Raw genomic sequence first — 26,154 nt, forward strand, 5'->3', positions numbered from 1 at the left:
AACGCAATTTCATTTGTTCGGTTTGCAGCAATTATCCAACTTATGACCTACGATATCCTTCTGGCCCTGATCGCCTTTGCTTTTGTCTCGTCCATTACACCTGGACCCAACAACCTGATGCTGATGGCGTCTGGGGCCAATTTCGGTTTTCGCAAAAGCGTCCCGCACATGCTGGGGATCGGGCTTGGGTTTACCTTCATGGTGCTATTGGTCGGCACTGGACTGGTGCAGCTATTCGACAGATATCCGATCAGCTACACGGTGCTGAAATTCGCCTCTGTTGCGTATCTTCTGTTCCTTGCTTGGAAAATCGCACATGCTGCCCCGGCGAAGGGACAAAGCACGACAGGCACGCCGATGACGTTCCTACAGGCGGCAGCCTTTCAGTGGGTCAATCCAAAGGCCTGGGCCATGGCCCTGACAGCCACAACCGCCTACACACCGGATCAGACCCTTCAGGCCATCGTTGTCGTGGCCCTTGTTTTCGGAGCAGTCAACCTGCCCTCGGTCAGCACATGGACCGTTCTGGGACAGCAAATGGCGCGCATCCTGACAAACCCGCGCCGGTTGATGGTTTTTAACTGGACAATGGCGGCTCTGCTCGTCGGCTCGCTCTACCCGGTTCTATACCCGAACTGAGCAATTTCAGCGGCAGGTCTTCAGCCTGATTATCGTGAACGTGGGCCAACACTCGCAAAACGCGGTCTTCATAACGGGTCGTCATCAGCATCCTTTCTATTTGCCCCCCCTACGGATGCATATGCCGCAGCCACAAATCTCGCTGAATTCACATCGGATAACACACGTAAGAATGTTACACTGGGCGTATTACTCTCGAGATCAATAGATTATTCAACATGGTAAATGAGGACTGATATGAACAATCCATCTCGCCCGCTCCACCAAATCCTGTTTGCCGCCATCCTTGCCGCAATGCCGGCTATTGCGCAGGCCGATGACGTCCAGACACAATCCATTATTTCTGAACGTGTCAGCCAGCATAACCCGGCGCCCGAAGCCTATATCAAGGATCGCCCAATCCTGGGCTGGCAGCTGACCAGCGATGACTTCGACGCCATCCCCGAGGCGATCCGCGACAACCTCGGTTCGGTTGATGGCACCAGTTACGATCAGGCTTACCTGACCGAGAATACCGGCTCGATCATTGCGCTGCAGTTCCGCAAGGATGGCCCGGACTTCTACATCATCGGAAAGAGCACGTTTGACGAGGCCTACGAGCTGGTTTCCCTGGACGATGTTGCCGCCAAGAATACGCGCCTGATCGAACGGCTGGACATGACCCCTGAGGTCAAGGCGATGTTCGAAGATCAGGCGCCCGGCATTGTCGGCGCGCTCAAGACAACACCGGTTGATATGCTGCGCCTGTCTGATCTGGGATATGCAAAAAACGATGCTCTGACCATTCAGGCCCCATGGGGCGAACAGACCAAACCCGAAGGCGCGGACGCATTTCTGGTCTGGGACAGCGGCGAGAACCAGTACTACATGGTGAACGCTGACGAAAACGGCCTACCGTCCAGCTACGTACCTGTGAAGTGACCCATACCGACGCAGTCCTTGATCTGGGCCCGCTTTACCTTGTGTTGCATTCCTCTGACAGCAAGTTCATATAGCATGGAACTTCCGCGTTGAGAGGCGTCATGACCCAGTATCTGGATTTCGAAAAACCCCTGGCCGAGATCGAAGGCAAGGCCGAGGAACTGCGCGCGCTGGCCCGTGCCAACGAAGAGATGGACGTGGCCGAAGAAGCCGCTGCGCTGGACGCCAAGGCTGCCAAGCTGCTGGACGAGCTTTACGGTGACCTCACTCCGTGGCGGAAATGTCAGGTCGCGCGTCACCCCGAACGCCCCCATTGCCAGGATTACGTGGCAGAGTTGTTTACCGAATTCACGCCGCTGGCAGGTGATCGCAACTTTGCCGACGATCTGGCTGTGATTGGTGGTCTGGCCCGTTTCGATGATCAGCCTGTCATGGTGATCGGACACGAAAAAGGCTCGGATACCAAATCGCGGATTGAACGAAATTTCGGCATGGCCCGACCCGAGGGGTATCGCAAGGCCGTGCGCCTGATGGAAATGGCCGGACGTTTCGGTTTGCCCGTCATCACCCTGATCGACACGGCCGGCGCATATCCGGGCAAAGGTGCCGAAGAACGCGGTCAGTCCGAGGCCATCGCACGGTCGACCGAGATGTGCCTGAAGATCGGCGTGCCTTTGGTGTCTGTGATCATCGGCGAAGGTGGTTCCGGCGGTGCGGTGGCATTTGCCACGGCAAACCGCGTCGCGATGCTGGAGCATTCGGTTTATTCGGTGATCTCGCCCGAAGGCTGCGCGTCGATCCTGTGGAAAGATTCGGAGAAAATGCGTGAGGCCGCCGAAGCCCTGCGCTTGACCGCACAAGACCTGCAAAAGCTGGGCGTCTGTGATCACATCATCACCGAACCCAAAGGCGGCGCACATCGCGACCGCGCCGCAACGGTCGACTCTGTACGTGGCGCCATTGCTGCCATGCTGAAAGAGCTGGATGGCAAGGATGCAGCAGCCCTGATCAAGGACCGCCGCCAAAAGTTCCTGGATATCGGGTCTAAAGGGTTGGCGGCATAAACCGTCAGCCGCCGAGCTGGCGCAACAAAGCCGCTGAAGGCTCCCCGGTTACGGCGAAACCACTGGCGCGTTGATATGCGCTGATAGCGGATTTCGTGTTGTTGCCGATAACCCCATCCGCGCCCTGCGTGTCATATCCTGCAGATGTCAGACGGCGCTGCAGCTCTTTGCGATCCTCAAGCGTCAACCCGGTCGCATCGGGCCCGAACGAGGCCTGAAACGGCGCACCACCAGCGATCCGGTCAGACAAATGTCCAACGCCGATCGCGTAGCTGTCCGAGTTATTATAGCGCTTGATCACCTGGAAATTGCGGAACACCGCAATGCGCGGCCCCGGCGTTTGCGGCTGTAACACCGCGACCGGTGTTCCCGAAACAGTGCCAGCTTCGCCACCCCATGGCTGCCCGCGCACCCAGCCAGCCCGCGCCAGATAGGCGGCGGTCGAGGCCAAAGAATCCGTGGGATCCTCGGACCAGATGTCCCGACGGCCATCACCGGTGAAATCCACCGCATAAGCCAAGTAAGACGTCGGGATGAACTGTGTGTGCCCCATTGCCCCGGCCCAGCTGCCGGTCATGTTCGCGGGCGTCGTGTCACCCTCTTGAATGATCTTAAGGGCAGCGATCAGCTGCTTTTCAAAGAACGCGCCGCGACGCCCGTCATAAGCCAGGGTCGACACTGCCGACACCACCGGCACATCTCCCCGGCGAGATCCATACCGGCTTTCCAGGCCCCAGACGGCAACGATAACCTCTTTGTCGACGCCGTATTTTGCCTCGATCTCTGACAGGGTTCCGGCATGGCGCACCAGCATCTGCTTGCCGGTTGCGATCCTTTCATCAGAAGCTGCAATCGCCAGATAATCCTCAAGCGAGCGTTTGAATTCGACCTGATTGCGATCTCGCTCGATCACGCCCGGCAGGTACCCCGCCCCCTGAAAGGCCCGGTTGATGGTGGTCTGAGAAATACCTTGCGAGGCCGCGCGGGACTTAAAGCCGGCAACCCAGGCGTCATAGCCTGCGTTGGGGACGGCCCGCATCCGCGTTGCCGGGGCGCTGGTTGGCGTGCCACCGGAACAGGCGGCCAAAAACGTTGACCCAAGTCCAACTGAAAATAGGCGTCGATTGATCATGTCTGAAATCTGCTCTTGTTGTGATTTGGGTCAGAGTATCGCAGACCAAGTGCGCAAGCTAGTTCTGCGGTGCTTGGAAAAGCCAACCCGATCACTTCGGCGACAAGCCGCTTAACTGACCAGCATCCGCAACCCTTGGGTCACATCCGAACGTACAGCCAGCCTCAATCCGGGCTCATCCCCCGCCTTCAACGCGGCGATGATCAGCTTGTGATAATGCGGCGGTTCTGTCCGCCGCAACCGCCCGTAAAGCGCCCGCATCGTCGGTCCCAACTGAAGCCAGACCGTTTCCACAATGGCCAGCATCGCCGGAGCCTGAGCACGCAGATACAACGTACGATGGAATTCCAGGTTCGACCGTATGTAACCGACAGCATCCCGTTTCGTGACCATTTCCGCGACGGTCATGTTGATGCTCTGCAAGCGGTCGATCAGGGCCATATGTGCACGGGGCAATGCACGGCTGGCCAGTTCGACCTCGAGCAGTGCACGCAGAGCCGCCAACTCTTCGATACGGTCATTGGTCAGCTCGGGCGTGGACACCCGACCCGAGGAAGACAGAAACAACGCCCCTTCGGCCACCAGTCGCCGCACCGCTTCGCGCGCAGGCGTCATCGAGACATCAAATTCCTTGCCGATCCCGCGCAGGGTCAACGCCTGCCCGGGCGCTATGTCACCGTGCATGATACGCGAGCGCAGGGCTCGATAGACCAGATCATGAGCTGCAGGTTGGGTGTCGGTTGGGCGAGCGCTTAACATAACCCCATGTGATCACAAATCGCCGCGCGGTCAACTCGTAGTGCTATCAAATCTGTACTGGTGAAGCTGCGCCCCGTTGTCGCGCAGCCAGCGCCTTTGGGCTTTGCAGTCACCAAACAGGCGCTCGACCTGCGACCAGAACGCGGGCGAATGGTTCATTTCGGCCAGATGCGCGACCTCATGCGCGGCGACATAATGCAGGATGTCGGATGGCGCGAGGATCAGGCGCCACGAAAACATCAGACCACCAGCCGAACTGCACGATCCCCAACGGGACCGCGTATCGCGCAAGGTCAGGCTGGAGTAAGGTCGGCCCAGCATTGTCGCATAATCGTCGCAGGCCTCGGTCAGGCGATCCCGCGCCAGTTCCTTTAAGAACCTTGCCAATCGCCGGGCTTCGGCCCCTTTGGGGACTGCAACCTCTGCGTCCCGCAGCAGGACACGTCGACCCTCTGCGGGTACGATTCGCCTATCTTTGCCTTCTATGGGGATAGATTGCCCGAATCCTACGGCTGATGGGTTGGGTCGGTCCTCAAGATGCTGACGGATCCAGTCTTCCTTGACCTTGGCGAAATTCAGCGCCTCGGCTTCAGCCACACCTTTAGGGTAGGTCAGTGTAACCCGCCCATCCAATTGAGAAATCCGCAAGCTGATACGCCGCGCCCTAGCCGATTTGCGCAGCGTTAGCGGCACCGGCGGTTTTCCGGGCAATGCGTGATCCCCCATGTGCCTGTTTCTCCTGCTCAAAGGCTTTGACAGTGCCCGCTGCATGTGGCACGTGACCTGAATCATTACTACGACTCACCTGATATCAAGGGGATCTGAAATGCCCAAGGAAGAATGGGGTGTAAAGCGCGTTTGCCCGACCACCGGTAAGCGGTTTTACGACCTGAACAAGAACCCGATCATCAGCCCCTACACCGGCGAGATCGTGGAGCTTGAAACCGGCAAGAGCCGGATGATCGCAGCAGATGCGGAAGATGCCGCATCGGCAAAAGCACGCGAAAATGCGTCGGAAGAAGAACTGGTTCTGGACGATGACGACAGTGTCGACGTCGAACTGGACGATGATCTGCTGGACGATGATGACGACAGCAGCGAAGAAGTCTCGCTGGAAGAGATCACCGATATGCCAGCGGAAGACGACAGCTAAAACCGGTCCGGGGCGGCCCTTGCGCCGCCTCTGACTACCCCCGGATGTGAGGCAGAAACTTTTCCGCATAATCCATTTTTGGACTTGCACTCATTGCCGTCGTCTCATAAACGTCCGTCCACCGCTACGGCGGTACCTGGAAGGGGCCTTAGCTCAGTTGGGAGAGCGCTTGCATGGCATGCAAGAGGTCAGGGGTTCGACTCCCCTAGGCTCCACCAAAACCTAACTGAAAAATTCACCATAGTTCTTCCATTAATTCGCGCGTTTCTTCCACTTCGTGGCTCAATCGATGTGTTCAGCTACTGCCGCTTTTTGGTATTGGAAAATCTCAGCTTGGTGTGTTGCTGTTGGAGCCATTGGAATGGCTACTGCGCTCAGTACAGAGAACAGCAGTGCGGCTACGAGGCAGATGATATGACGCAGAAACGTCATACGGCGTTACTAGGTGGCATGAACGCGTCATGCTCAAAGTAGTATGCTGCGGCAGCACATTTCAACTCTATCGGTGCATCCCGGTTTGAACGCTCCAAGACTTCAATGACGTCCTTCAAATCCTGGATCGACAAGAATTCTGCCATCTCTCGTTTTTCAACTTCAAGTGGAGTAAACCCATCAGAACCGGTTTCTGCATCGGTGGTGTCAACCACCAAGCAAGACGACGCAGAAGAGACGCATATTACATCCCGCACGAAAACCCAGTTTCTCCATGGGAAATAATCAATATCGCTTAAGATTTCTCCTAAAGTAGTCTCAATCATTCTGTTCCCCAATCTGCAAAACCGCCACCTCGATTTGGGCCAGGATGCAACGCATCCTGCACCGGGCCGGGCGCAATATGATGATCTCTTGGAATTAGCTGCATCTGACCTGGTTCCGTCCCATGGTGCCATGTAACATCAGGTGTAGGTCGACCATCTGGGAAAGCTCCCCTTGGCCCGGGCCTAACACCATCAACAATACCCGGATACAAGCTTTCCATTCGAGCAGCAAATGTAGCGTCTGCTTCAAAAGATTCGTGCAGAGCCTGGTTGGAAATCTGATTATGACGCCTACGTGAAACCCCTGGATACGCGTTTGAAGGCAACCTTACCTCAGTGGCTACAGAATAGTTCGGACTATCCGCTGGGCGAACAATCGCACCGCTGGATGTCTCGATTGATGTTCTATTTGGTGCGCTGCCATTTACCTTTATACCAGTACCCTGAAGGTTTGGCCCAGGAGAGCACGATGTGATGTTGCCAGAGGCGCATTCAATCACGTCAGAAACACCTAGCGCAACGCACGTTCTAGGAGTAGCCGCACAGACAGAGGGGCCGAGCGCCACAGCACCGGTTACCACCGCTAAAAACTGCTTCGTCGCCTCAACTGTTTCGACATCGTCTAGGTAGTCAGCGTAAGCCTCAGTATAGGCTTCGGCGCAAGCACCATCGGACACGCCTCCGCAGCGGGTTTCTTGGTAGTCCTCATAGCCGTTCAGGAAGTCTATGTTCTGATAGAGTTGCTGCTGCGCAGGACCAGATACAAACAGCGCACCCGAAACAGCCAGTTGGTCAGCAGCAATTGGGCTTTCATCGCGCAGCGCCGTAAGCACTTCGTTATATTTGGCGGCTTCGGCCATGAAGCGCTCAAGGCACTCGTTGGTAAAGCACGTGTTTGCAAGCTCTCGGTCATTCTGAAGACCAACATTGGCAAAATGAGCTGCAATATCGAGCTGATCTGCCTTTGAGCATCCGCCATCCTGAGCATGGCATGCTTCAAGAGCGGCTTGCAAATTCGCCAGATCTGTATGCTTCAGGTAGTTGTTGAGGATTGCAGATTGACCAACGAATGATCCTGTACTGACGTTATCCGCTTCTCCGCCTGAAACCAGATATCCGGCAACGGCGCCAACGACAGAAGCCAATCGATTCTGTTCTTCAATGCTGAGGGAACTATTCCCGGCGATACCGGAATAGACACTGGCCGCAATTCCGGCTGCCGCTCCTGATTTACAGTCCGCACCGGACGCTTCGGCTGCGGCACATCCTGCCAAAGCATGCAACAACATATGGCCGGCCGAGCCTTCCCCACCGTTGATGGGGATACCGTTTTCGTCGGTGAACAACCCACCGATCTCAAACTGAGCATCTGCCAGCGCCAGGTTGGTGACTGTCTGTACAAGGCTTGCTGAGAAACCATCAGCGAAGTCAGTTCCATAGACGGCTGAACTCAGACCGGAGGAAATTGAGCCGTCCAAGGCTCCTTCCAGAATACCTGCCACAGTGAGTTGTGGACCTTGCGGATTACCAAGACCACTGATCAACGCATCATTTAGGGAGCTGCTTTCAGGGATGTTCAGGTTGATGCCCGAGGTCAGACCAGCAGATACACCGGAGAACGCGGCGGCTTCCAGGATCGCGTCCAGATCGAGATCTCCGGCGACGACGCCATCCAGCGTTTCGACAAGTGCCGTTGAGGTGAAGGCAGTCGTGCCGTTGTAAAGACCCGTCGTAAGTGCCGTGGCACTTTGTGCGCTTGCCGCTGTTGCTAGTTGTGGAAGCAATTCACCGACAAGTGCCGGTGCAACATACGCCGCCACCACAATTGACACCAACGCTTTGAACGCGGGCGAGAGCTGAGTTTTCTCTTCATAGAAATACTCATCCGCCAGTTCCTGGCTGATCAGTTCCAACCCGTCGATGGCCAGAAGCTCCTCAGGGTGGAGATCTTGCGGGTTGGGCGCATCAACACCTGCGGTTTGATACACCACCAACTCAGCATCGCCACCGATGTCGAAGTTCATGCCTTGTCCGGCGAGCAATTCGGTCAGAACGGCCGCTTCCGTAAAGCTGGTCTCGGTGATCGTGGTCATGGTGACCAGACCCATGTCGGTCTCGAAGAACTCTGAGCGGTGGCTGTCGATTGCGGCCCGTACCGAGAAATCACCCCCGGTTGTGATGTTCAGGTTCTGGCCAGCTGACAGCGTTGCGCCGACCAAAGTGGTGTCTGAGCCGGACACGATGCTGAGATCGAGCGCTGCCAACGCATCTGTGCCGGTGTTGATGTGATCGACCGTGTGCAACTGGCTGGATTTGCTCAGCAGCCCACCAAGGTAACTCTTCTCTTTGGTATGCGTCTCTTCAAACACATCGGTGTAGGTCCCGACGAGTATGTTGCCCTCGGTCGCAGTGAGGTTGATGTCACCGGAGGCGCTGGCGAATTCCGTCCCGGCCGTGGTCAGGTCACCTGTCTCGGCGATAACTTCGATGTCGCCACCTGCTGTGATCCCGACGCCCCGATTGGTGACGGCAAGCGTAGATCGCGTCTCCTTCTTCTTCGACAGGAACCCTCTACTGGTTTTACGGGTTTCAGATTTAGCTATGTCTTGCGCCGCAGCCAGAACTACATCGCCGGCCGCTGCCAGATGTGCTTTTCCGCCTGCATCAATCTGTGTACCGACCAGTACCGCGTCTCCGCCCGCGTTGGCGATGAAGTCCGCACCTGTAGACAGTTGCGTAACCTGGGCAGTCAGGGTCAGGCGATCCGTCCCGTTCTTCGCATCGCCCTCACTGTATTGCACGCCAGATTGCTCGGCGAGCAGGTAGAGGCTGCCACCCGCCGTCAACCGCGTGTCCCCTGTGACCTGCGCCTGAACACCGGCCAGTGTCATGTCAGCAGAGGAGATGATCGACAGGTCACCACCCACGTCAAAGCGCGAGGCAAGATTCTCGTTGATCTTGGTGACGCTTGTGTTGGTGTAATATTCTTCTGTTTGCGCCAGACCTTCGATGGTGACGCTTCCAGCAGCAAAAATTGATGTGTCAGAAGCCGATCTGATCACCAGAGCTTTACCGGAGAAATCTCCGCCTGTGATGATATTGACCAGGTCGCCACCAAGTTCGGTGTCTTCAAAATCAATGTTGCCGAACGACGTCAGGGACAGGGAGCCGCCTTCTGCAATCAGCAACCCACCAGAACCCGTGATGCTGCCGGCAGTAATCTTCAGATCACCACTTTCAGATGCATTGGCCTTATCCAACGATGCCAACACTCCGCTTTCGGACAGGCCGAACCGGTCGCCAAACCCGATGAACTCTGAGCCGGGTGTTTGGACAGCGTTGCCACCGTCAAAGCTTACGCCGTCGCTTTGATATCCGTTCCATTCGGTGGGCCGGTTGATGTTCTGGAACAGCTCATTCTGAATCTGCAAACGATCCAGGAAATAGTCGGAAGAGAGCAGGTCCTCGTGGGAAACCGGCGTTGTTCCGAAATTAGTGCGACCCTCGCCAATCAACACATCCAGGCTTGCCAGTGTTTGAAGTTCGGGCTGCACCGCGTCGAGAGATGGCAGGTTCACCACATCCGGTTGAACCGGAGCCAGTGCAGGCAGGTCCAGAACATCCGGTTGCACTGGTGCCAGGGATGCGGCCGGGACGATCAGATCGGGTAGAGGCGCCTTGCTTACGTTGGAGTTTTCTCTAGGAGAAATGACACTTGTGGCTCCGGATCGGATATCGCCATTCGTAACCGCTGTCGCGCTGCTGATGTTGACGGCTCCACCCGCCAGAATCGTACCTGTTGCTGCGTTTGCGCCATCCGCCTCTGCCCGATCCACCGGAGAATAAACAACAGTCTCCGTCCTGCGTGTCAGGCACCCGCAGCCATTGTCTCCGCCTAAGTTCTCCTCGACCGTTTCCTGGCGTGTGTACGTGGCTGTATGAGTAACTTTGTCGTCCTCATAGGCCCTGTTCTCAAAGCGGTCACTTTCAATTTCCATCCCAGCTACCGCAGAGATAAGCCCTGCATCGTTGATGACCGTGTCCGCTTGGATGACAATACCAGCACCAGAAAGGAGTTCCGGCTCGGGGCCGGATGTTGTGACTGTGCTGCCGGAGCTCCACGTCACGCCGCCGGTGTTTGATCTGACTCCGTTGAAATCGAAGATCGTCGCACAACTTCCCCCTAACACTGCACCAGAGTTGTTCTGGCGGCTTTGACTACAGCTGGATAGTTTCAGATCAGCCGGATCAATGAAGAGATTTTCGGTAAGTGTCTTGTTGTCCGGAGTGCCTGCGAAAACTTCAACACCGGGCAGTGAAGGCTCAATCAGCAATCCATCGTAACGGTTGACGAAAGTTTCGGCCTCGATGCCCAGACCACCATCTGCTTCAATACGCCCGGACTGGTTCAGCACCGTACCATCACGGGCTACTAGTTGCATTGTCTCGCCGGATTTCAACAAACCACCGCGGTTGTTCAAATCAGACCTACTGCGCAGTTGAAGATTTCCACTCGCCTTGATCGCGCCTCGGTTCTCCAGGTCTCCACCGAGATCAAGCAAAAGATCTCCATCGAACTCAACGCGTTCTGATACGGCGACAGTAAGCCCACCGGTTTCCAACGTGACCGAAAGACCATCGCCCGCGCGCAGCTGATTGAAAACCCACGCGTCTAGGCCACCGGCCAGCGCGCCCGACTGCAATTCCAGCACAGACTGCCCCACCGCCAGCGCCTCTGCGCCAAGGCTGGTCTGTCCGGAGACTGTAATATTGGTGTTGCGGGCGTTTATCTGCCCTTGAAGATCAAGGTCTCCGGATGTCACGGAAAGATCGGCCTGTTGACCTACAATCATGGTGCCATCAATTACCGCCCGATCCGTTGCTGTTACCTGCACATCTGCAATGGCTGCAATTTGCGAGCTGTCTCCGGTTTGCACACGGTCGCCGGACAGGGTGACGGACTGCCCGCGGGATCTGCCCAAATGTTCCAGTGTGCCATCACGTGCTTCGATGGAAGCACTATCCTGTGCCTCGGCTTGCCCGGCGATCAGTGCGGTTGCGCCGGAGAGAGTGATTGATCCGGCCACAAGCTCGGATGTGTCTCCGGTTGCAAGTCCGGCTCCGGCCGTGAGAGCGACCTGATTCTGAACCGCAGCCCGCCCGTTGAGAGCAATTTGTGCCTGGGCGTCTACGTCGAGCGTGTCCGCCACCAGTTCAGTACCATCCTCGATTGTGACCGACGCTCCTGTCGATGTGAATGCAAGCTCCGCCCCTGCGGCCAACTCGCCATCAATTTGGACCTGATCCGCTGCCGTCACAGTCAGGTCATCCACCGCAGCGATCTGCGACATATCGCCAGTCTCAATGGTGTCGCCAGTTATTGAAACGTTCTGCCCACGAGACACACCACTATGCTCAACCGCGCCATCCGTTGCCTCAATCGTCAACCCATCAACGGCTCGAAGTTCACCAGATAACTGCGCGGTTCCCCCGGTTAGCACTACGTTGTCGGCCAGGAGCGCCGAATCCGCTCCCGCGGCAAGCTCGGCTCCGGCTGTCAGCGACGCCGTCTCAAGGGCGGCAGCCTTGCCATCAAAGGCAAGACGCGTCTGTGCCTCAATATCCAGGGATCCAGCCAGGATCTCGGCACCCGTTTCAACAGCGACCCCAGCCCCGGCGGATTTGAGCGTCAGCTCCTCTCCGGCGACAAGTTCTCCGCTGATATTTGCCTGTTGTCTGGCAGTAACGCTCAAATCACCCACTGCGGCGATCTGCGATCCGTCGCCTGCTTGAACTTCATTGCCGGTTATTGTGACAGTTTGCCCACGGGACGTGCCCGAGTGGTGGACACTCCCACCTGTCGCCTCAATGGTCAGGTTTTCAAGTGCTTGCGCCTGACCTTCAATCCGAGCGTCACCCCCGGTGAGCGCCACAGATTCCGCAACCAGTTCAGAACTGGCACCTGTTGCAACCTCGGCTCCGGCCGTCAGCGAAGCCGCCTCAAGGGCAGCAGCCTTTCCATCGAAGGCCAGTTGCATCAGCGCATCAACATCAATGGACCGTGCAAAGACCTCTGAACCGCTGTCCAGTACCACCGAGTTGCCAGTTGATGCAGCCGCAAAGGCCTCACGCGCGACAATTGCGCCGGAGATGTTCAGCATCCCCGCGCTTTCCAGACGGATCGAACCACCCGCCGCCTGACCGTTGAAGATCAGGTCGCCATTGCTGGTTCTGATATCGATCAGATCACCACTCTCGGAGGTAATCGCACCTTCCAGAACGATTGGTCCCTGGTTACGGACTTGGACGCGTCCACCAGCACGAACCTGGGGCGTTTGGCCATTCGGCGGCGCACCCAGCGTCAGTTGCCCATCCGCGCGCAGCGCAATATTGGTCGAGGACGCCATGTCCCCGTTCAGACGCACACCCACGCCGTTCTCGGTGGCAATCAAACGGATCGCATTGGCGTACATGCCGCCAAGGGCTGCAACATCCACGGCCAGTGCCGGGGCTGCACCTTCTCCGGCCTGCTCAGTGACCCCGGTCACTGCTCCGGTTTCCGGGTCGTAGGACCAGTTATAGTCGACCTGATTGGCACCGGCGACAATGTTGAGCTGATCCGCGCGCATCTTCCCGTAGATCGCAGCCGCTCGCGCAATCACGTCCACGCGGCTAGTGTCGGTCAAACCTATTCGATTCTCAGCGTTCAAACCTCCGGTGCCGATTGTGACCGTACCGCGACGCACATCGAAGCCCGTCAACGCGCCATTGCCAGCAAACTGCGGCTTGCCTGTCGTCAGCGTTGCGCGGCCAGTATTGATGAAGCCACAGCCATCACACATTATGCCAAACTCGTTGGCGACCACCACATCCATTTGTGGCCCTGCCACTTCCAGAATACCGTTCAACTGGGTCTGATTGCCTCCGACAACCTCCCCAATCCAAAGATCGGCCTCTTGCCCCGGTGTCAGGTTGCCATTGCCTTCAATGACACCGCCAAGCTGTGTATCCGTGAGCGTGGTTGAGTTGTTCAGGATCAGGTCATTAGCCTGAAAGTTGGTGTAGACATCGTGACTGACGCCCGCACCATTTGGTGTCGAGATGTTGATGACGGTGGTGCCGATCAGCGACTGGTCCACATGTGGGCGCGGACTTGTATTCGGGTTCACAGGCTGAATGTTCTGCGCATGAAGCAGAGCTGGTTGTATCGTGAGAGCCAGCGCGAGAGTCGAAGAAATGACTTTCTCAAAAACACGTCTACGCATGGTTACAAACTCCCAAAACTATGTACGGCGAATAACTTCATCAGAACGACAACCTCAGGCTGACATACCCAACGGTCTTGTCGGAACGGAATGCAGGGTTGGTATTGAACAGAGAGTCCTCTGGCCGGCTCAGCGCATGCGCCACCTGCATTTGCAATGTGACCTGATTGTTCATGATGACATCGGCACCCAGGCTGATCCCGGCCAAATGATCCTGGGACCAACGGCGCAAGGCCGACGGTTTGACATACCCAAAATCCAGACCCGCGTTCATGCGCACTTCGAGCTTTGGCGCTTTGTACGCACTCCATTCGACAGTGTTGCGCAAATAAACCCCGGTGTCGCCAAAAAGGCTCTCGTCATGAAATCCCCGAACTGTACTCCACCCACCGATGCCGAACTGGTCGATCCCCGGCAACACATCGTCAGAGTACTGACCAGCGAGTGTACTCCGGTAGGTGAGCCCGCTTTTTCCAATTGGAACAGAAAAATCTGCGCGGAGTTTCACCAAGCGAAACTCCTGATCGATCACACTGCGCTCTGGGATATCAGCCCCCAAAGCATCCAAGCCTGCTTTCACGCCAATGTTCCAGAACAGCCGACCCTGTCCTAGCGTCTTTTCGCCTCGAAGACCCAGCGAGGCCACTGTCAGACGCTGTCGTTGGCTGGTGATGTCGATACCATTGATCGAGGTTTTGGTTCTGTTCAGCTTCAGATCCCCGTAGGCGTAAACCTTTGAGGTCTGGTTCCGCACCAACAGGCGCTCAGCCAATAGGATCAGGTATTGGCTGCGCCCCTCTGTGACGAAGGATTGATTGATGCCTTCGGTGATGAACCGATAGTCGCTGGCTCCGAGGTCCGCATTGAACAGCCAGTTGCCCACCGGCAGGCCCCAGTTGACAGAAACAGAATCCGAGTAGCGCTCCCCGCGATCCTCAAACGGCGTAGTGGTGATCCCAATCCTCAACTGGTCATTGAGGTTTAACCCGTTGTCGAGACCAAAGGTGCTGGTGCCTTTGACCCGACCGGTAGATTCAAAGCCGGAATTGTCGAACTGGAAATCCAGATACCAGGGACGGCGGTCCTGTACATCGACCTGTATGAAGGATCCTCCCGGCGTCTCTCCGGGCACCAGCTGGAACTGCCCACTTGCTGACCGTGGTGCGTTGATATTCTCGAGCCCTTGCTCCAGATCCCGCAGGTTTAGCAGATCACCACGTTCAGTCGGAAAAGCAGTATTCAGACGTGCATCCGCTAGTTTACCGGTTCCATAAACATAGCCTTCGATGCGGCCCGGTACGATACTGATTGCCAGTGACCCATCTGCCACATCCTGTTGTGGCACATAGGCACGAGTCGTGATGAAACCCAGCTCCTGATAGAACGTGTTGATCAGGTTCAGTGTCTGGGCGATGTCAGCTGCGGTCGCACAGGTGCCGATCAGATCTCGGTATCCTTCAGGCTTACGCTTGAAAGCCTCAAACCCTTCGAGGTCTATGCTGCGAATTTCGAAACAGGGACCACCCGGAGGAGGAACATAGAGTTCAGCTCCAGCGGTTTGATCCTGTGCCGCGTCTTCGCGTTCTTCAAATTCCCGGCGACGACGTTCCTGTTCTTCCGTTTGCTGGGCTTGTTGTTGTTGGATATCGTTGCCGATGCTCCGCAATTCGTCCGGCAAGATGCCTTGTGCCAAGGCGCTCGGCGCTGATATTAATGACAATCCAACAGCGGTTGTCGCGGGCAGGATAAGAGACCGTAGACTCATCAGTTTCCGCCCTCTGCACTGAGATTCCTATAGGCAGCGGTGAAGCCCTGAAGGGAAACCGGGAAATCAACAGCCTTGTCGCGCGCCGTCCAAACCCGGGCCTTTACCTCCAGCCCCTTGCGGAAGGCCGACAGGACATTCCCGTTAATCTGAAATCCAGCGTGGCAGCCAAGCTGGTCGCAGACTTCGTACAGAACCTTGAAGGGTTGGCGGTTGTCCACATGCAGCTCAACCCCCGGAGCCAAGTAGACACCAACCGGAACCGTCATAACCGCGTAGCTCTGACCTGCGCCTTCTGCCTCGAATACACTCATCAGGAATACAGGTGGGCCGTTCTCCTCAGCCGCGACGCTTTGCACCATCTGGCAGAACGTACTCTCAGCTGCGGGTTGGCATAGAACGCGCCAGTCCGAAAACACCTCTTTCGTAGACTGCGGCTCAGCCACTTGTGCCAAAGCCGTCGACTGGAAGAGGGCGAGACCTATACTCATGGCCAGCCGGTATAGAGATCCGCTCCTCATGCGCATTCAAACCTGTAGGTTATGCGAACATGCGGCGTGTTTACGGGGAAGCTCGCCGTCTGGACCAATTGCCGGGCAGCAGCATTCCACGTCTTCTGTGTGTATGTGGTCTGCTTGTTGAATGGTTCCGACACGGTTCGGGTGGTGATGGTCGCGAGTCCCGCACAAATCTCGTTGAATGCGTTCTGGCTGAACTTATCCTGCTGATCGGCATGGTTTGCGCGCACTTCTATGGAGACCGTATAGCCGCCGTCGCTCGACGGAGAGACGCCGTAGATCTCTTTCAGGCGCTCAGTCGAAGTATTTGTGCAACCGATCAGGAGACACAGAACAGAAATCGTGAAAAAAAGGGGGGGTTTCATAACAGCTAAACCAATCTGAACCGACAAGAACTCAAAGCCTGAAAGCGCGCTACTGCGCAGCCTGATCCAGCGGCATTGCTTCCCATTCGCGAGCAAAACTCTGTGCTGCCGCCAGATCTTCGCGATTCAGCTGTGCGTTCAGTGCAGCTCGCAGAACGCGAGCCTCGTCCATGCCCCGTGCGGAGGCCAGGTTGGCATAGCCATGCGCTTTGACGAGATCCTGATCCACGCCGTTTCCAGATTGATAGGCTTTGGCTAGCTCTAAGAGCCCCAAAGGGTTGCCAGCTCCTCCGGTGCGCGAGAAATTCTCAAAGGCGGCCTCGGAATCCTGGTCAACACCTGCGCCATCGCGATAGGCCTGGCCTAGATAGTTGATCGCTGCCACGTGATTTTGCTCTGCGGCTTGCTGCCAATAGGTCACCGCTCTGACCGTATCCTGATCAACGCCTTGCCCATCTGCAAACAGCAACCCGCAGTTGAATACGCTGTTGGCCTCTCCTGACTCAGCTGCCGCACAAATCAATTCCGCGGCGCGCCGATAATCCTGAAGAACCAATTCGCCATTCAGGTACATCAAGCCAAGCCTGTTCTGAGCCAAAGCGCTCCCCTGGTCAGCGGCAGCGCTATAGAGCTCGACAGCGCGGCGCATGTCTTGTTCGGTGCCCAAACCCATCTCAAACAAGCGCCCGATGTAGAACGCGCCATCCGCGTCACCGTCGTCAAATCCGGCCTGAAATTCTTCGACCGCGCTTGAAACATTACCAGCTTCAAGGGCAGCTACGCCCGCGGGAACGTCAGCAAATGCAGCACACGCAATAGATGCGGAAACTGCTCCACCAAAAGCGGTCTTCAAAATAGGCATTCCGTAACCTTTTGTTTATTTTGCTATCTTCTCGCTAACAAAAGTCACAGCACACGTTAAGGGGGAAAATTAGATCGGACTTCACTAAAAAGTTATGCGCCTTTGGTCTGTGGCTGCAATATGGCAAGTCGCGTCGATTGGAGAGGTGCATGGCCAGTTTGCCGCCACATTTGCATCCATGAAAACAAAATGTCTGAGCTTTTTAACGTTACCGAACTGACCCGGGAGACAGGTGATCCAGCTTCAGAGCTTCTAAACGACGAATCGGTTTCCGAAAATGTTACTTCGGCAGTATGATGCGGTTATCGACCAGCAGAAATACAGTAGAAGTTCGCGCTCGAGTTTCCAACGGGACAAAAACGCCTACTGGATGCCTGTAGCGCATGTCGCTCGGAGAATGACTTGGCTGGAAGATATAGTTTTTCATAAGGAAGCATAAATTCTTGGGACCAACTTGCCAGCTTTCAAACTTCGTCCCACATCTCGTCCAAGTAAGCTTTCATGTCAAAATCAGGATCGACCTCTCCGATCTAGTCTGCCCGCCGCAAAATGGGCCCTATTCCTTCCAACAAAGTCTTGTCTTTGGTCAGTTCTTCGAGCCTATCAAGCAATTGCCCACGAATATGGTTGATCTCCCGCCGGCACCTTCGAACAAAGACCACTTCGACATCGCTCACCTTGGGATTGGATACAAACCGACTGAGCCGCAGCTCGTTTCCACAGGTGATTTACGGCTAGAAACATACATTCGAGAGAGGATTCGAGGCGACAAAGCAGACCGTTGGATTGACCAACCACCTTTTCACGTTGCCACCCAGACTGCAGAGTATTTTGAGTTATTGCTTCTGAAAGGCTCGGACTTCCGGTGGCAGGATGCAACGCCCGAAGATTGGTTGAAAGCTGGTCACATCGGCTACGGTTACCTGAAACGCGGACCTGAGACGATGGTAGAAAAGCTCGAAGAATTGGAAAACAGGCGACCAAACGATAACTCCATGTATCGCTCGTGGTTTGGTGTTTTCTTTAACTGGCTCCGGCACCGAGACGACGGCTGTGCATTCAACCCAATCCGAAACCTAGTGCGGGACTTCATTTTCGAAACGTACCCAATCACGAAAGGCTTGCAGGTCCTTGGCGTCGAAAACCCCAAGCGTCGGCTTCACAGCCTGCAAACCGTTGCCAAAGAAAAACGGCTCAATCTAGCACAAACAGGGCACGCACTTTTGAAACGTGGCTATGTGCGTAGGAACATCAGCGGTCATTTCGAGCTTGTCCGCCAGATTCCAGAGAGCGTTGCTGCAGAGGTCGCCTTTGAGTTACGGCGTGTCTATGGTGCCAAACGAACTGCTACGAAATTGGGAGTGACCCGCGCGGTTCTGGATGACCTCACCAAGTATGGCTTGATTGGCCGCCATTTTCAGCATCAGAGGGCCGTCCCAGCCTATCACAGTGAGGAAATTTGGCGTTTTGCAAAGTCGGTCACCACAAATTGGCAACCCTACATTTACACCGAGGGCATCGAGAGATGGGTTTCGTTTCAAGATACCGCCAAACGTGCCAAGTGCGCGACGTGGCAAGTGCTGGCGAACGTGATCAAGCATGACCTTCCCGTCACAAACCCAAAGAAAGGGAAAACGTTGCTATCCGATCATTTGGTTTGTCCGAAGATGGTGCAGGCGGTCTTCACGAAACTCGAAGCTGGCAGAACTACATTGCTTCGGGCGGGCAAAAAGCTCGGCTGCAATACTGAAACGATTGAAAATCTGATCAAAATTGGCAAGCTCCAAGAAACGCCAGCTTACGCTCGACGTTGGGTACGAAAATTCCGCACTGTGGAAAATTACAGTTTGGCGACCCTAACCGGCGTTCAGCACTAACTTCAGTTGACCAAATTCTAGCGGGCTGGAACGCCTCCAGCCCATTTTTTTGGACGTTGAGTGGAAGAACTATGCTGAGTCTTCCACTAACAGTTATACGCCAACTACAGCTCTTCCTTCTTGGCAGCCGGAATTCCCTGCGTGGCCGAGTCGGAACTTAGTTCAACGTACAGAGAAGGGCGGGAATGAGCCCTTGGCGGTCACTGCAATTTCTTGCTGCGCGCAGGAAGCGCGAAATACTGCCATTCGTGCATCGCGCAGCATTTCTGATTCAGGCCAGGCCCCTACCCTAGTCACAGAACCGTATCTTCACGGCAGCGACATGACCCATTGCACCATTCGTCATGCAGATCATTTTCCCGCAACACTCTGAAATAGTTTCCTTTGATGCCTGAAGCAGCGTAACCTTAGACAAGTTTTGACGGCGCCGGTCTGCTATTGCAGGCTTGTGACGCAGAAAACCGGGGGAGTGAGCATGCATAAGGTAACTATCGTCGGGGCCGGGATTGCCGGGCTCACCGCGGCTCTTCGTTTGTTGGAGCGTGGATACCACGTCACGCTGTATGAGCAGGACAATTTCATTGGTGGAATGTTGCGATCCCATAAGGAGCACGACCACGGCGATTATCCGCGCGAGCACAGCTATCACATGCTGTGCAATTGGTATTACAACTTCTGGTCGGTCGCAGAAGACCTGGGGATTGAAGAGAACTTCACGCCACGCGAAGCCTTCAAGTTCCTCTATGACGGTGATCTCGACAACATGCCGGAAATGGTAAACCCGGGCGGTATTCAGGATTTCTATCGCAATCTCACCGGTGGCGCGGCGCCGCCTGCTGAGTTATTCCTCTTCATGTATTCGATGGTTGATCTGCTTTCGATCCCGGACAGTGAAGATGACAAGCTTGACCGAATGTCGTTCAACGGGTGGCTGCGTGGACGGCCCTATTGCACCGATGAGGTCGCCCAACTTCATGAGAAGATCTGGCAGACCGTCTGGGCCATCGACAGTTGGCAAGCCTCAGCGCGCAGCTACAAAACCTTCCTTAAATATGGCAACCGCGTTCCGGTTCCGCAGCTTTGGCTGTTTGATGGGTCCAAGAAGGACACCCTGATTGATCCCTTCCATGCCAAGCTCAAGCAATTTGGTGACCGGTTCGAACTCAAATACCGTCACCGCCTTCGCGAAGTTCACCCCAGCGCCGACGGCGAACGGATCGAGCGCCTGGTGTTTGACAAGGTGACCAAGTCGCCATCGGTTAATCCAGATTGGAAGGTCGCAAAGAAAGACATCGTCGCAGATGTAAGCGATGAGAATGTGATCATCAGCATTACACCTGGTGGGATGGCATCAATGGTGACCGATGATCTGTACAATGCCGACCCTGCCCTGGGCCAGTTGCGGTATCTGGAAGCCGAGCCGATGGCGTCGGTGGAGCTTTATCTCAAGCGGAAACTACCCGGCATCCCTACGGAAGTGGTGGTCTTCATGGATACGCCCTATGAGATGACGTTCCTCAACTACTCGGCGACATGGGGCCTCAAAAACACATTTCTTTATGTAACGGTATCGGATTTCAAATCACTGCTGTCGGTCCAACCCGAACGCCGGGACAAAGATCAGAACCTCATTCTGGATCTCAAAAAACCCAAAACCGCAATCGACTATATCCTTCGCGAAATCACCGCAAAATTAAAGATAAGCGTTGCCGATATCGACCTGTACCAAACCTCGGTCGATACAAATACTGGCGAAGAGCTTTTTGCCAACCTCACTGGCAGTTGGGAACATCGCCCCGAGGTCGAGACTAAGTTCCAGAACCTGTTTCTTGCCGGGACTTACGTCAGAAATTTCGCAGATGTTTCGACCGTCGAAGGAGCCTGTGCGACAGGGCTGATCGCAGCCGAAGGCGTCCGTCAGGCCGCGCAGAGAGAACCGGACAAAGGCGATGCGGGTAAACCCGTCGAAGTGATCACACCTGATTTCTATCCCAGCCAGATGTTTCAGACGCTCAAGATCGCCTGGGCACCTTATGCCGCCAGTGCAAAAGCCTGGACGCTTGCGGACAAGGCGCTGGGGATTAATAAGCTATGGCCACCGAAAGACTTCAAGTTTCCGAAGACAAAATTCACACCGAACCCCGAGGACCTTGGTTCGCTGTTTACGGATTGGCTGCCTGCAAGTAAGTGGAACGAAAAGACTTTGGGCCTGGGGCCCATGTTCTGGAACTATACAGAAGACGGCAAGCCCCGTAAAAAGTAAACAAGAATACCTCGCACGAATAAGAGACGACTGATGACAACTAAATCGATTGCGGCATGGCTGAACGAAATTGGCCTGCCACAATACACCGAACTGTTTGATGAGAACGGTATCGATCTGGACATCCTTGAAGATGTGACCGGTGACCATCTCAGAGAAATGGGTGTCACGGTGTTGGGTCATCGTCTCAAGATCAGCAAGGCGATCACGGCACTGAAACCGGACGCGGCACAGCCCAGACCTAGCGGAGCTATGACGGGAGAGGAAAGCGCCGAACGGCGGCACCTTACCATCATGTTTTGCGATCTGGTTGGCTCGACCGCCCTGTCGGCGCGGCTTGATCCCGAAGACTATCGCGATCTTATGGCGTTGTATCAGGATACCGTTTCGCAGTTGGTCAAAGATGCCAGGGGGCACGTGGCCCAATACCTTGGTGATGGCGTTGTGGTCTATTTTGGCTATCCGGTCGCCCAAGAGGACGCGGCTGAACGCGCATGCCGCGCGGCTTTGGAGATTGTCGAGGCCGTCGCCGGGCTGGATACTGCAGCTGGTGACCGCCTGCAGGTCCGTATCGGCATTGCAACCGGATTGGTGGTGGCCGGCGATCTTGACCAGATCGGAGTGAACTCGACCTCTGCCGTGGCTGGCGATACACCCAACCTTGCGGCCAGATTGCAGGGACTGGCTAAGCCGGGACAAATTGTTATCGGCAAAAGGACGCACTCGCTGCTGGGGGATATGTTCGTCTATGAGGCGCTTGAGAACATCCACCTGAAGGGGTTTGAGCCCGGTCAGGTGGCTTGGCGTGTCATATCCACGGCACAGCGTCAGGATCGGTTCACTGTCACCTCGGCACGGCGGCAACTTACACCACTGGTCGGTCGCACGCCCGAGCGGACGCACCTGATGTCAGCCTGGGAGGATGCCAAATCAGGCAAGGGGCGTGTCTGCCTTGTCTCTGGTGAGGCCGGCATTGGCAAAAGCCGCCTAACATATGAGGTGGTGGATCAGGCCAAGGGCGAAGGCGCCACCGTCCTTCACCTGCAATCCGCGCCCTACTTCGAGAACACCGCCCTGTATCCCATCCGCCGTCAGATCGAGACCGTGCTTGGGTTCACTGAAGAGGATGATAGTGACGCCCGGCTAGACAAGCTGGAAAAACTGGTCGTCGCGGAAGACAATCTGAACGAAGCGCGCGCCTTAATGGCATCGTTGTTTTCTCTACCCTGTGACAGGTATCCACCGCTGAACCTGTCGCCCGAGCTGCAAAAGACCCGTACGATCGACATGCTGATCGAGCAAGTCATCGTTCAATCCAAACGGGCACCTCTTCTGGTGCATTTCGAAGACCTGCACTGGATCGATCCCACATCACTGGATTTGCTGACCAATTTCGCCGCCAAACTTGCCGATCACCAGATCCTATTGCTTGTGACCTGCAGACCGGAATTCACCCATGACTGGCAGGCAGATCACCTGGTCACCTGCGAACTGGCGCGCCTCAAACCCGCAGAAGTCGAAGAGCTTTTGGATAGCATGACGGGGTCGGATACGTTTTCCCCTGAACAGCGCCAGCAACTGCTGGAACGATCGGACGGCGTGCCGCTATTTGCCGAAGAGCTGACCCGCTCTGCGATGGAATTCCGAAACAGTGCGGATCTGGTGCCTGAAACCCTGCAAGACAGTTTGATGGCGCGTCTCGACAAGCTAGGGGCCGCCCGCGAATACGCCCAGATCGGGGCTGTGATCGGTCGGGAATTCGATGTCGACCTGCTGTCTCAGGTGACCGGAACTCCACTGCCCGAGCTCTCTGACTCGCTTTCGCAACTGGGTGACGCAGACCTCGCATACCCGGACCAAACCGGTCAAAGCCTGATGTTCCGCCATGCCTTAATTCAGGAAGCCGCGTACCGGTCCATATTGCGGCGGCGGCGGCAACAGTTGCATGGCAAGATTGCCGAAACACTGGAAGAAAAATTCCCCGAACGCTGCAAGTCCGGACCGGAACAAGTGGCAAACCATTTTGTTGCTGCCGGTCTGGGCGACCGGTCAGTTCCCTATTGGCTGACAGCTGGCAAATCTGCCTGGAGCCGGGCCTCGATGAAGGAAGCACTGGCCCAGCTTAGCAACGGATTGGAATATGTCGGCGAGGTCGACGACCTGACTGATCGCGCCAAGTTAGAGTTGCAATTGCAGTCAACCATCGGCGTCGTGCACTTTGCGGCGACCAGCTATGCCTCGCCACAGGCGCAGACCGCTTTTGAGCGTTCCCGCGAGCTGTTTCTGGATGTTGACGACCCCGACCTGCGCGTTGCGGTTCTTTACGGCATCGGGGCATTTGAAACCATGCGTGGCGACGTAAGCTCGGGGCACGAGACCTTTGCGGCGCTCGCAGACGAGGCTACGCGCAGTGGCAACACCCGTTATGAAGTCTATTCCGCCTCGATGCAGGCATGGTCGAATTTCAACCGTGGCGACTACGCCGAGTCGGTGCGTTATGGCGAACGGGTACTTCAGCTTTACGATGAAGGCATTTGGGACCAGCCCGGGCCACGCCTGTCGGCAGCAGAACCCAAAGTAATCTCAGAATGCTTCCGGGCAGCGGCGCTTTGGTCTCTGGGCCGCCCGGATCAAGCGGTGAAGGTTGGTAATGACATCCTGAATTACACCCGGTCGCTGCCAGACCCCTACTCGCTTGTATATGCCCTGTCGAACGGTGTGATCCGCATTCACGACTGGAATGGGGACTGGGAACAGGTCATGGACCTGACCGAAGAATGCAGCGTTGTTGCCGGAGAATATGGTTATAGATTCCTGGGTGTCTGGGCATCGTTCTGGCGCGCTCGGGCCATGGCAAAACTCGGTCAACTGGAAGAGGCCGAAAAGATCACGGCCACGGCTGTTGCTGCCTGCAAGAATGCCGGTGTCCATTACCACCGCGTCTGCTTTGAAGCCAATCACGCGCGCCTGTTGCTGGCGCAGGATCGGATCGAGGACGCCGCCCGTGTTCTGGACGATCTTGACCAACCACTGCAAGTTGGCGGCGAACTAAACCACGTACTTGACCTGAGTCTGGTCAAAGGGGAACTGGCGCAGAAGCGTGGCGACACCAGCAGCGCCGAGCAGCACTATCGCGCTGCTTACGACGCAGCGCAAAACCGGTCAGCTTTGGCATGGCAACTGCGCGCCGCGCTTGGGTTGGCGTCTTTGCTGCCCACCAAAGACGAACAACGCACGCTTATCGAACCGCTGATGGCGCAGTTCGAGGAAGGGTTCGACAGCCAGTATCTGAAGGCAGCGCGCACCTATTTGTGATCAGCGCGCTTCGCCCAAAGCCCGTGTGCGATCCACAAGCGTGATCAACTTCTTCGGGTTCCGGGCAAATCGATTGGCCTCAGCTATAGCGCTGGCGGCGATCCGGTCCAACTCGGCCTCGGCTTCTGGCAAAGCGGCGCGAAAGGCCTCGGCCAGCGCGTCGTAATTGCCCGGGTTCGGATCGCAGAACATCTCGGCAATTGCAGGTTCGCGTACAGCTATTGCGGCCGGCAGGGTTAGAATCCCGTCGCGGATATCCTCTTCACCGCCGCCACCCAGGGCTTCGGTTCCACGCACGTCGGACACGTCATCACATGCGTGATACAGGGTGCCCAACAGACCACCGAAATGGCGCAACCCCTCGCTACGGTCGCCAAGACAAGCAGCCACCTCAAACATCGAACCGGTGTCTTCCTGTGCCAGCTTGCGCCAATCCTCGACTCCGCGCGGCATCGTGCGACTGTTCCACTGCGCGATCTCGGCCGCGCCAAGCCGGGACATCAGCTCGGACAACAACTCGACCACCTGCGGCTCCGTCGCCATCATCCGATAGCCTTCCGCAACCATAAACCCGGACGTCATCAGCGCCGCAAGTTGCCCAAAGGCCGTGTGCATGGTCGGTTTACCGCGCCGTTCGTCAGACTGGTCCAGAATGTCGTCCACAACCAGCGTCATGTTATGAAACAGCTCAAGCGTTACGGCCGACTGGATGGTCTCATCCGTGATCTCCTCGCTGCCGACAGCCGTCTGACAGGCAAAGATGGTCAATGGGCGAAAATACTTTGAGCCGGCCAGAAATTGTTCTTCCAACTGCGGGCGCATCTCTTCCGGCGTGGATTCAACCCACGCGCCGATGGCTGTGCGCAACCGCTCAGTTTCAGTTTCAAATCCCAGTTCCGGTATCACCCAATCGGCGCGGGCACCTTCGTTATTCATGGTTTGGATTTTGCATAGCGATGGGGGCCTTCCCGGTCGTCACCCTCCGGGCCGACCGATTTGCGAAGCTCGGCCTCGATTTCCATTAGATCACGTTGCAACAGTTTTGCCTCACTCAGCGACAGATCCGATATCTCGCGCAACACGGCACGGGCCTTGTCCAGCACGATCAGCTGTCTGGCCTCCAATGACGGGCCATCCGCGTTGGGTATGGTTGCTTCGATCGCGTCTGTCCCTTGGGTCGAGACGATGGTCGCAATCTGCTGCCAATACCGCAAAGCTGAACTGAGCCACCGGGCTTGCGCCTGCGCAAGTAGAAACATCACGTCGGGTTCGACCCGCGCACCCTTTTCGCTGTAGTCCCGCAACGAGCCCAGAACACCCTCAAGCGCCTCCAGATACATCGCCACCATATCGTCAATCGAGCCGGGGTTCCCAAACTCATTGCGTGATGATCCGTCGTCTTGATCCATCTTGCTACTCCATTGCCCGCATCGTCATAAAGTTCTGTAGATTCAGAGTTTTGCTACCGATTGTCACTGTATATTCACACCGCGTTTGG

18 protein-coding genes and 1 tRNA gene are annotated in these 26,154 nt (G+C 56.1%); 8 read left to right on the forward strand and 11 right to left on the reverse strand.

The window, feature by feature from the left end; translation table 11 throughout:
* Positions 1-42: 42 nt before the first annotated feature.
* From AC2FIS_RS13915 to AC2FIS_RS13925, 3 genes are all read left to right on the forward strand, one after another.
* Complete coding sequence (locus tag AC2FIS_RS13915) at positions 43-639, forward strand: LysE family translocator (RefSeq protein WP_496773937.1); 597 nt, start codon at positions 43-45, stop codon at positions 637-639.
* Positions 640-876: 237 nt separating this feature from the next.
* Positions 877-1,560 carry a hypothetical protein gene (locus AC2FIS_RS13920; RefSeq protein ID WP_496773939.1) on the forward strand — a complete coding sequence of 228 codons (684 nt, stop codon included), beginning with the start codon at positions 877-879 and terminating at the stop codon, positions 1,558-1,560.
* 101 nt (positions 1,561-1,661) lie between these two features.
* The gene (locus AC2FIS_RS13925) at positions 1,662-2,624 is read left to right on the forward strand and encodes an acetyl-CoA carboxylase carboxyltransferase subunit alpha (protein ID WP_108861352.1); all 963 of its coding nucleotides are present in this window, start codon (positions 1,662-1,664) and stop codon (positions 2,622-2,624) included.
* A 4-nt stretch (positions 2,625-2,628) separates the two neighbouring features.
* On the opposite strand, the gene AC2FIS_RS13930 is transcribed toward AC2FIS_RS13925, so the two are convergent.
* The 3 genes from AC2FIS_RS13930 to AC2FIS_RS13940 all read right to left on the reverse strand — a co-directional run bounded on the left by AC2FIS_RS13930 (position 2,629) and on the right by AC2FIS_RS13940 (position 5,241).
* Positions 2,629-3,756, reverse strand: a complete 1,128-nt coding sequence (locus AC2FIS_RS13930; RefSeq protein ID WP_496773941.1) for a lytic murein transglycosylase — start codon at positions 3,754-3,756, stop codon at positions 2,629-2,631.
* Between the two features lie 111 nt (positions 3,757-3,867).
* A complete protein-coding gene (locus AC2FIS_RS13935) occupies positions 3,868-4,515 on the reverse strand; it encodes a GntR family transcriptional regulator (protein WP_058279022.1) in 648 nt (215 codons plus the stop codon).
* Positions 4,516-4,545: 30 nt separating this feature from the next.
* Positions 4,546-5,241, reverse strand: a complete 696-nt coding sequence (locus AC2FIS_RS13940; protein WP_496773943.1) for a M48 family metallopeptidase — start codon at positions 5,239-5,241, stop codon at positions 4,546-4,548.
* 100 nt (positions 5,242-5,341) lie between these two features.
* Between AC2FIS_RS13940 and AC2FIS_RS13945 the strand changes: the two genes are divergently transcribed.
* Both AC2FIS_RS13945 and AC2FIS_RS13950 read left to right on the forward strand, forming a co-directional pair.
* Positions 5,342-5,668 (forward strand): TIGR02300 family protein, encoded by a 327-nt coding sequence (locus AC2FIS_RS13945; protein ID WP_496723415.1) that lies wholly within the window; start codon positions 5,342-5,344, stop codon positions 5,666-5,668.
* 142 nt (positions 5,669-5,810) lie between these two features.
* Positions 5,811-5,886: transfer RNA gene (locus tag AC2FIS_RS13950), tRNA-Ala, on the forward strand.
* 210 nt (positions 5,887-6,096) lie between these two features.
* Here AC2FIS_RS13950 and AC2FIS_RS13955 read toward each other — a convergent pair.
* The 6 genes from AC2FIS_RS13955 to AC2FIS_RS13980 are packed head-to-tail and all read right to left on the reverse strand — an operon-like array spanning position 6,097 to position 17,201.
* The gene (locus tag AC2FIS_RS13955) at positions 6,097-6,426 is read right to left on the reverse strand and encodes a DUF7716 domain-containing protein (RefSeq protein ID WP_496773945.1); all 330 of its coding nucleotides are present in this window, start codon (positions 6,424-6,426) and stop codon (positions 6,097-6,099) included.
* Positions 6,423-13,691 carry a two-partner secretion domain-containing protein gene (locus AC2FIS_RS13960; RefSeq protein ID WP_496773946.1) on the reverse strand — a complete coding sequence of 2,423 codons (7,269 nt, stop codon included), beginning with the start codon at positions 13,689-13,691 and terminating at the stop codon, positions 6,423-6,425. Before AC2FIS_RS13960 ends, AC2FIS_RS13955 begins: the two co-directional genes overlap by 4 nt.
* Positions 13,692-13,731: 40 nt before the next feature.
* The gene (locus AC2FIS_RS13965) at positions 13,732-15,456 is read right to left on the reverse strand and encodes a ShlB/FhaC/HecB family hemolysin secretion/activation protein (RefSeq protein ID WP_496773947.1); all 1,725 of its coding nucleotides are present in this window, start codon (positions 15,454-15,456) and stop codon (positions 13,732-13,734) included.
* The gene (locus AC2FIS_RS13970) at positions 15,456-15,947 is read right to left on the reverse strand and encodes an invasion associated locus B family protein (protein WP_496773948.1); all 492 of its coding nucleotides are present in this window, start codon (positions 15,945-15,947) and stop codon (positions 15,456-15,458) included. Before AC2FIS_RS13970 ends, AC2FIS_RS13965 begins: the two co-directional genes overlap by 1 nt.
* A 26-nt stretch (positions 15,948-15,973) precedes the next feature.
* Complete coding sequence (locus AC2FIS_RS13975) at positions 15,974-16,339, reverse strand: hypothetical protein (RefSeq protein WP_496773949.1); 366 nt, start codon at positions 16,337-16,339, stop codon at positions 15,974-15,976.
* Between the two features lie 49 nt (positions 16,340-16,388).
* The gene (locus AC2FIS_RS13980) at positions 16,389-17,201 is read right to left on the reverse strand and encodes a tetratricopeptide repeat protein (protein ID WP_496773950.1); all 813 of its coding nucleotides are present in this window, start codon (positions 17,199-17,201) and stop codon (positions 16,389-16,391) included.
* Positions 17,202-17,824: 623 nt separating this feature from the next.
* Here AC2FIS_RS13980 and AC2FIS_RS13985 point away from each other — a divergent pair.
* The 3 genes from AC2FIS_RS13985 to AC2FIS_RS13995 all read left to right on the forward strand — a co-directional run bounded on the left by AC2FIS_RS13985 (position 17,825) and on the right by AC2FIS_RS13995 (position 24,656).
* A complete protein-coding gene (locus AC2FIS_RS13985; RefSeq protein ID WP_496773951.1) occupies positions 17,825-19,078 on the forward strand; it encodes a hypothetical protein in 1,254 nt (417 codons plus the stop codon).
* A gap of 475 nt (positions 19,079-19,553) precedes the next feature.
* Positions 19,554-21,341: an FAD-dependent oxidoreductase gene (locus tag AC2FIS_RS13990; RefSeq protein WP_496773953.1), complete on the forward strand. Its 1,788-nt coding sequence runs from the start codon at positions 19,554-19,556 to the stop codon at positions 21,339-21,341.
* 33 nt (positions 21,342-21,374) lie between these two features.
* Positions 21,375-24,656: an adenylate/guanylate cyclase domain-containing protein gene (locus tag AC2FIS_RS13995; protein ID WP_496773954.1), complete on the forward strand. Its 3,282-nt coding sequence runs from the start codon at positions 21,375-21,377 to the stop codon at positions 24,654-24,656.
* Here AC2FIS_RS13995 and AC2FIS_RS14000 read toward each other — a convergent pair whose 3' ends face one another.
* Both AC2FIS_RS14000 and AC2FIS_RS14005 read right to left on the reverse strand, forming a co-directional pair.
* On the reverse strand, positions 24,657-25,592 hold the full coding sequence (locus tag AC2FIS_RS14000; protein WP_496773955.1) for a polyprenyl synthetase family protein: 936 nt from the start codon (positions 25,590-25,592) through the stop codon (positions 24,657-24,659). It lies immediately after the preceding gene.
* Positions 25,589-26,065, reverse strand: a complete 477-nt coding sequence (locus tag AC2FIS_RS14005; RefSeq protein ID WP_496773956.1) for a hypothetical protein — start codon at positions 26,063-26,065, stop codon at positions 25,589-25,591. Before AC2FIS_RS14005 ends, AC2FIS_RS14000 begins: the two co-directional genes overlap by 4 nt.
* Positions 26,066-26,154: the final 89 nt, after the last annotated feature.

The sequence above is a fragment of the Ruegeria sp. CDSB113 genome, assembly GCF_059611045.1.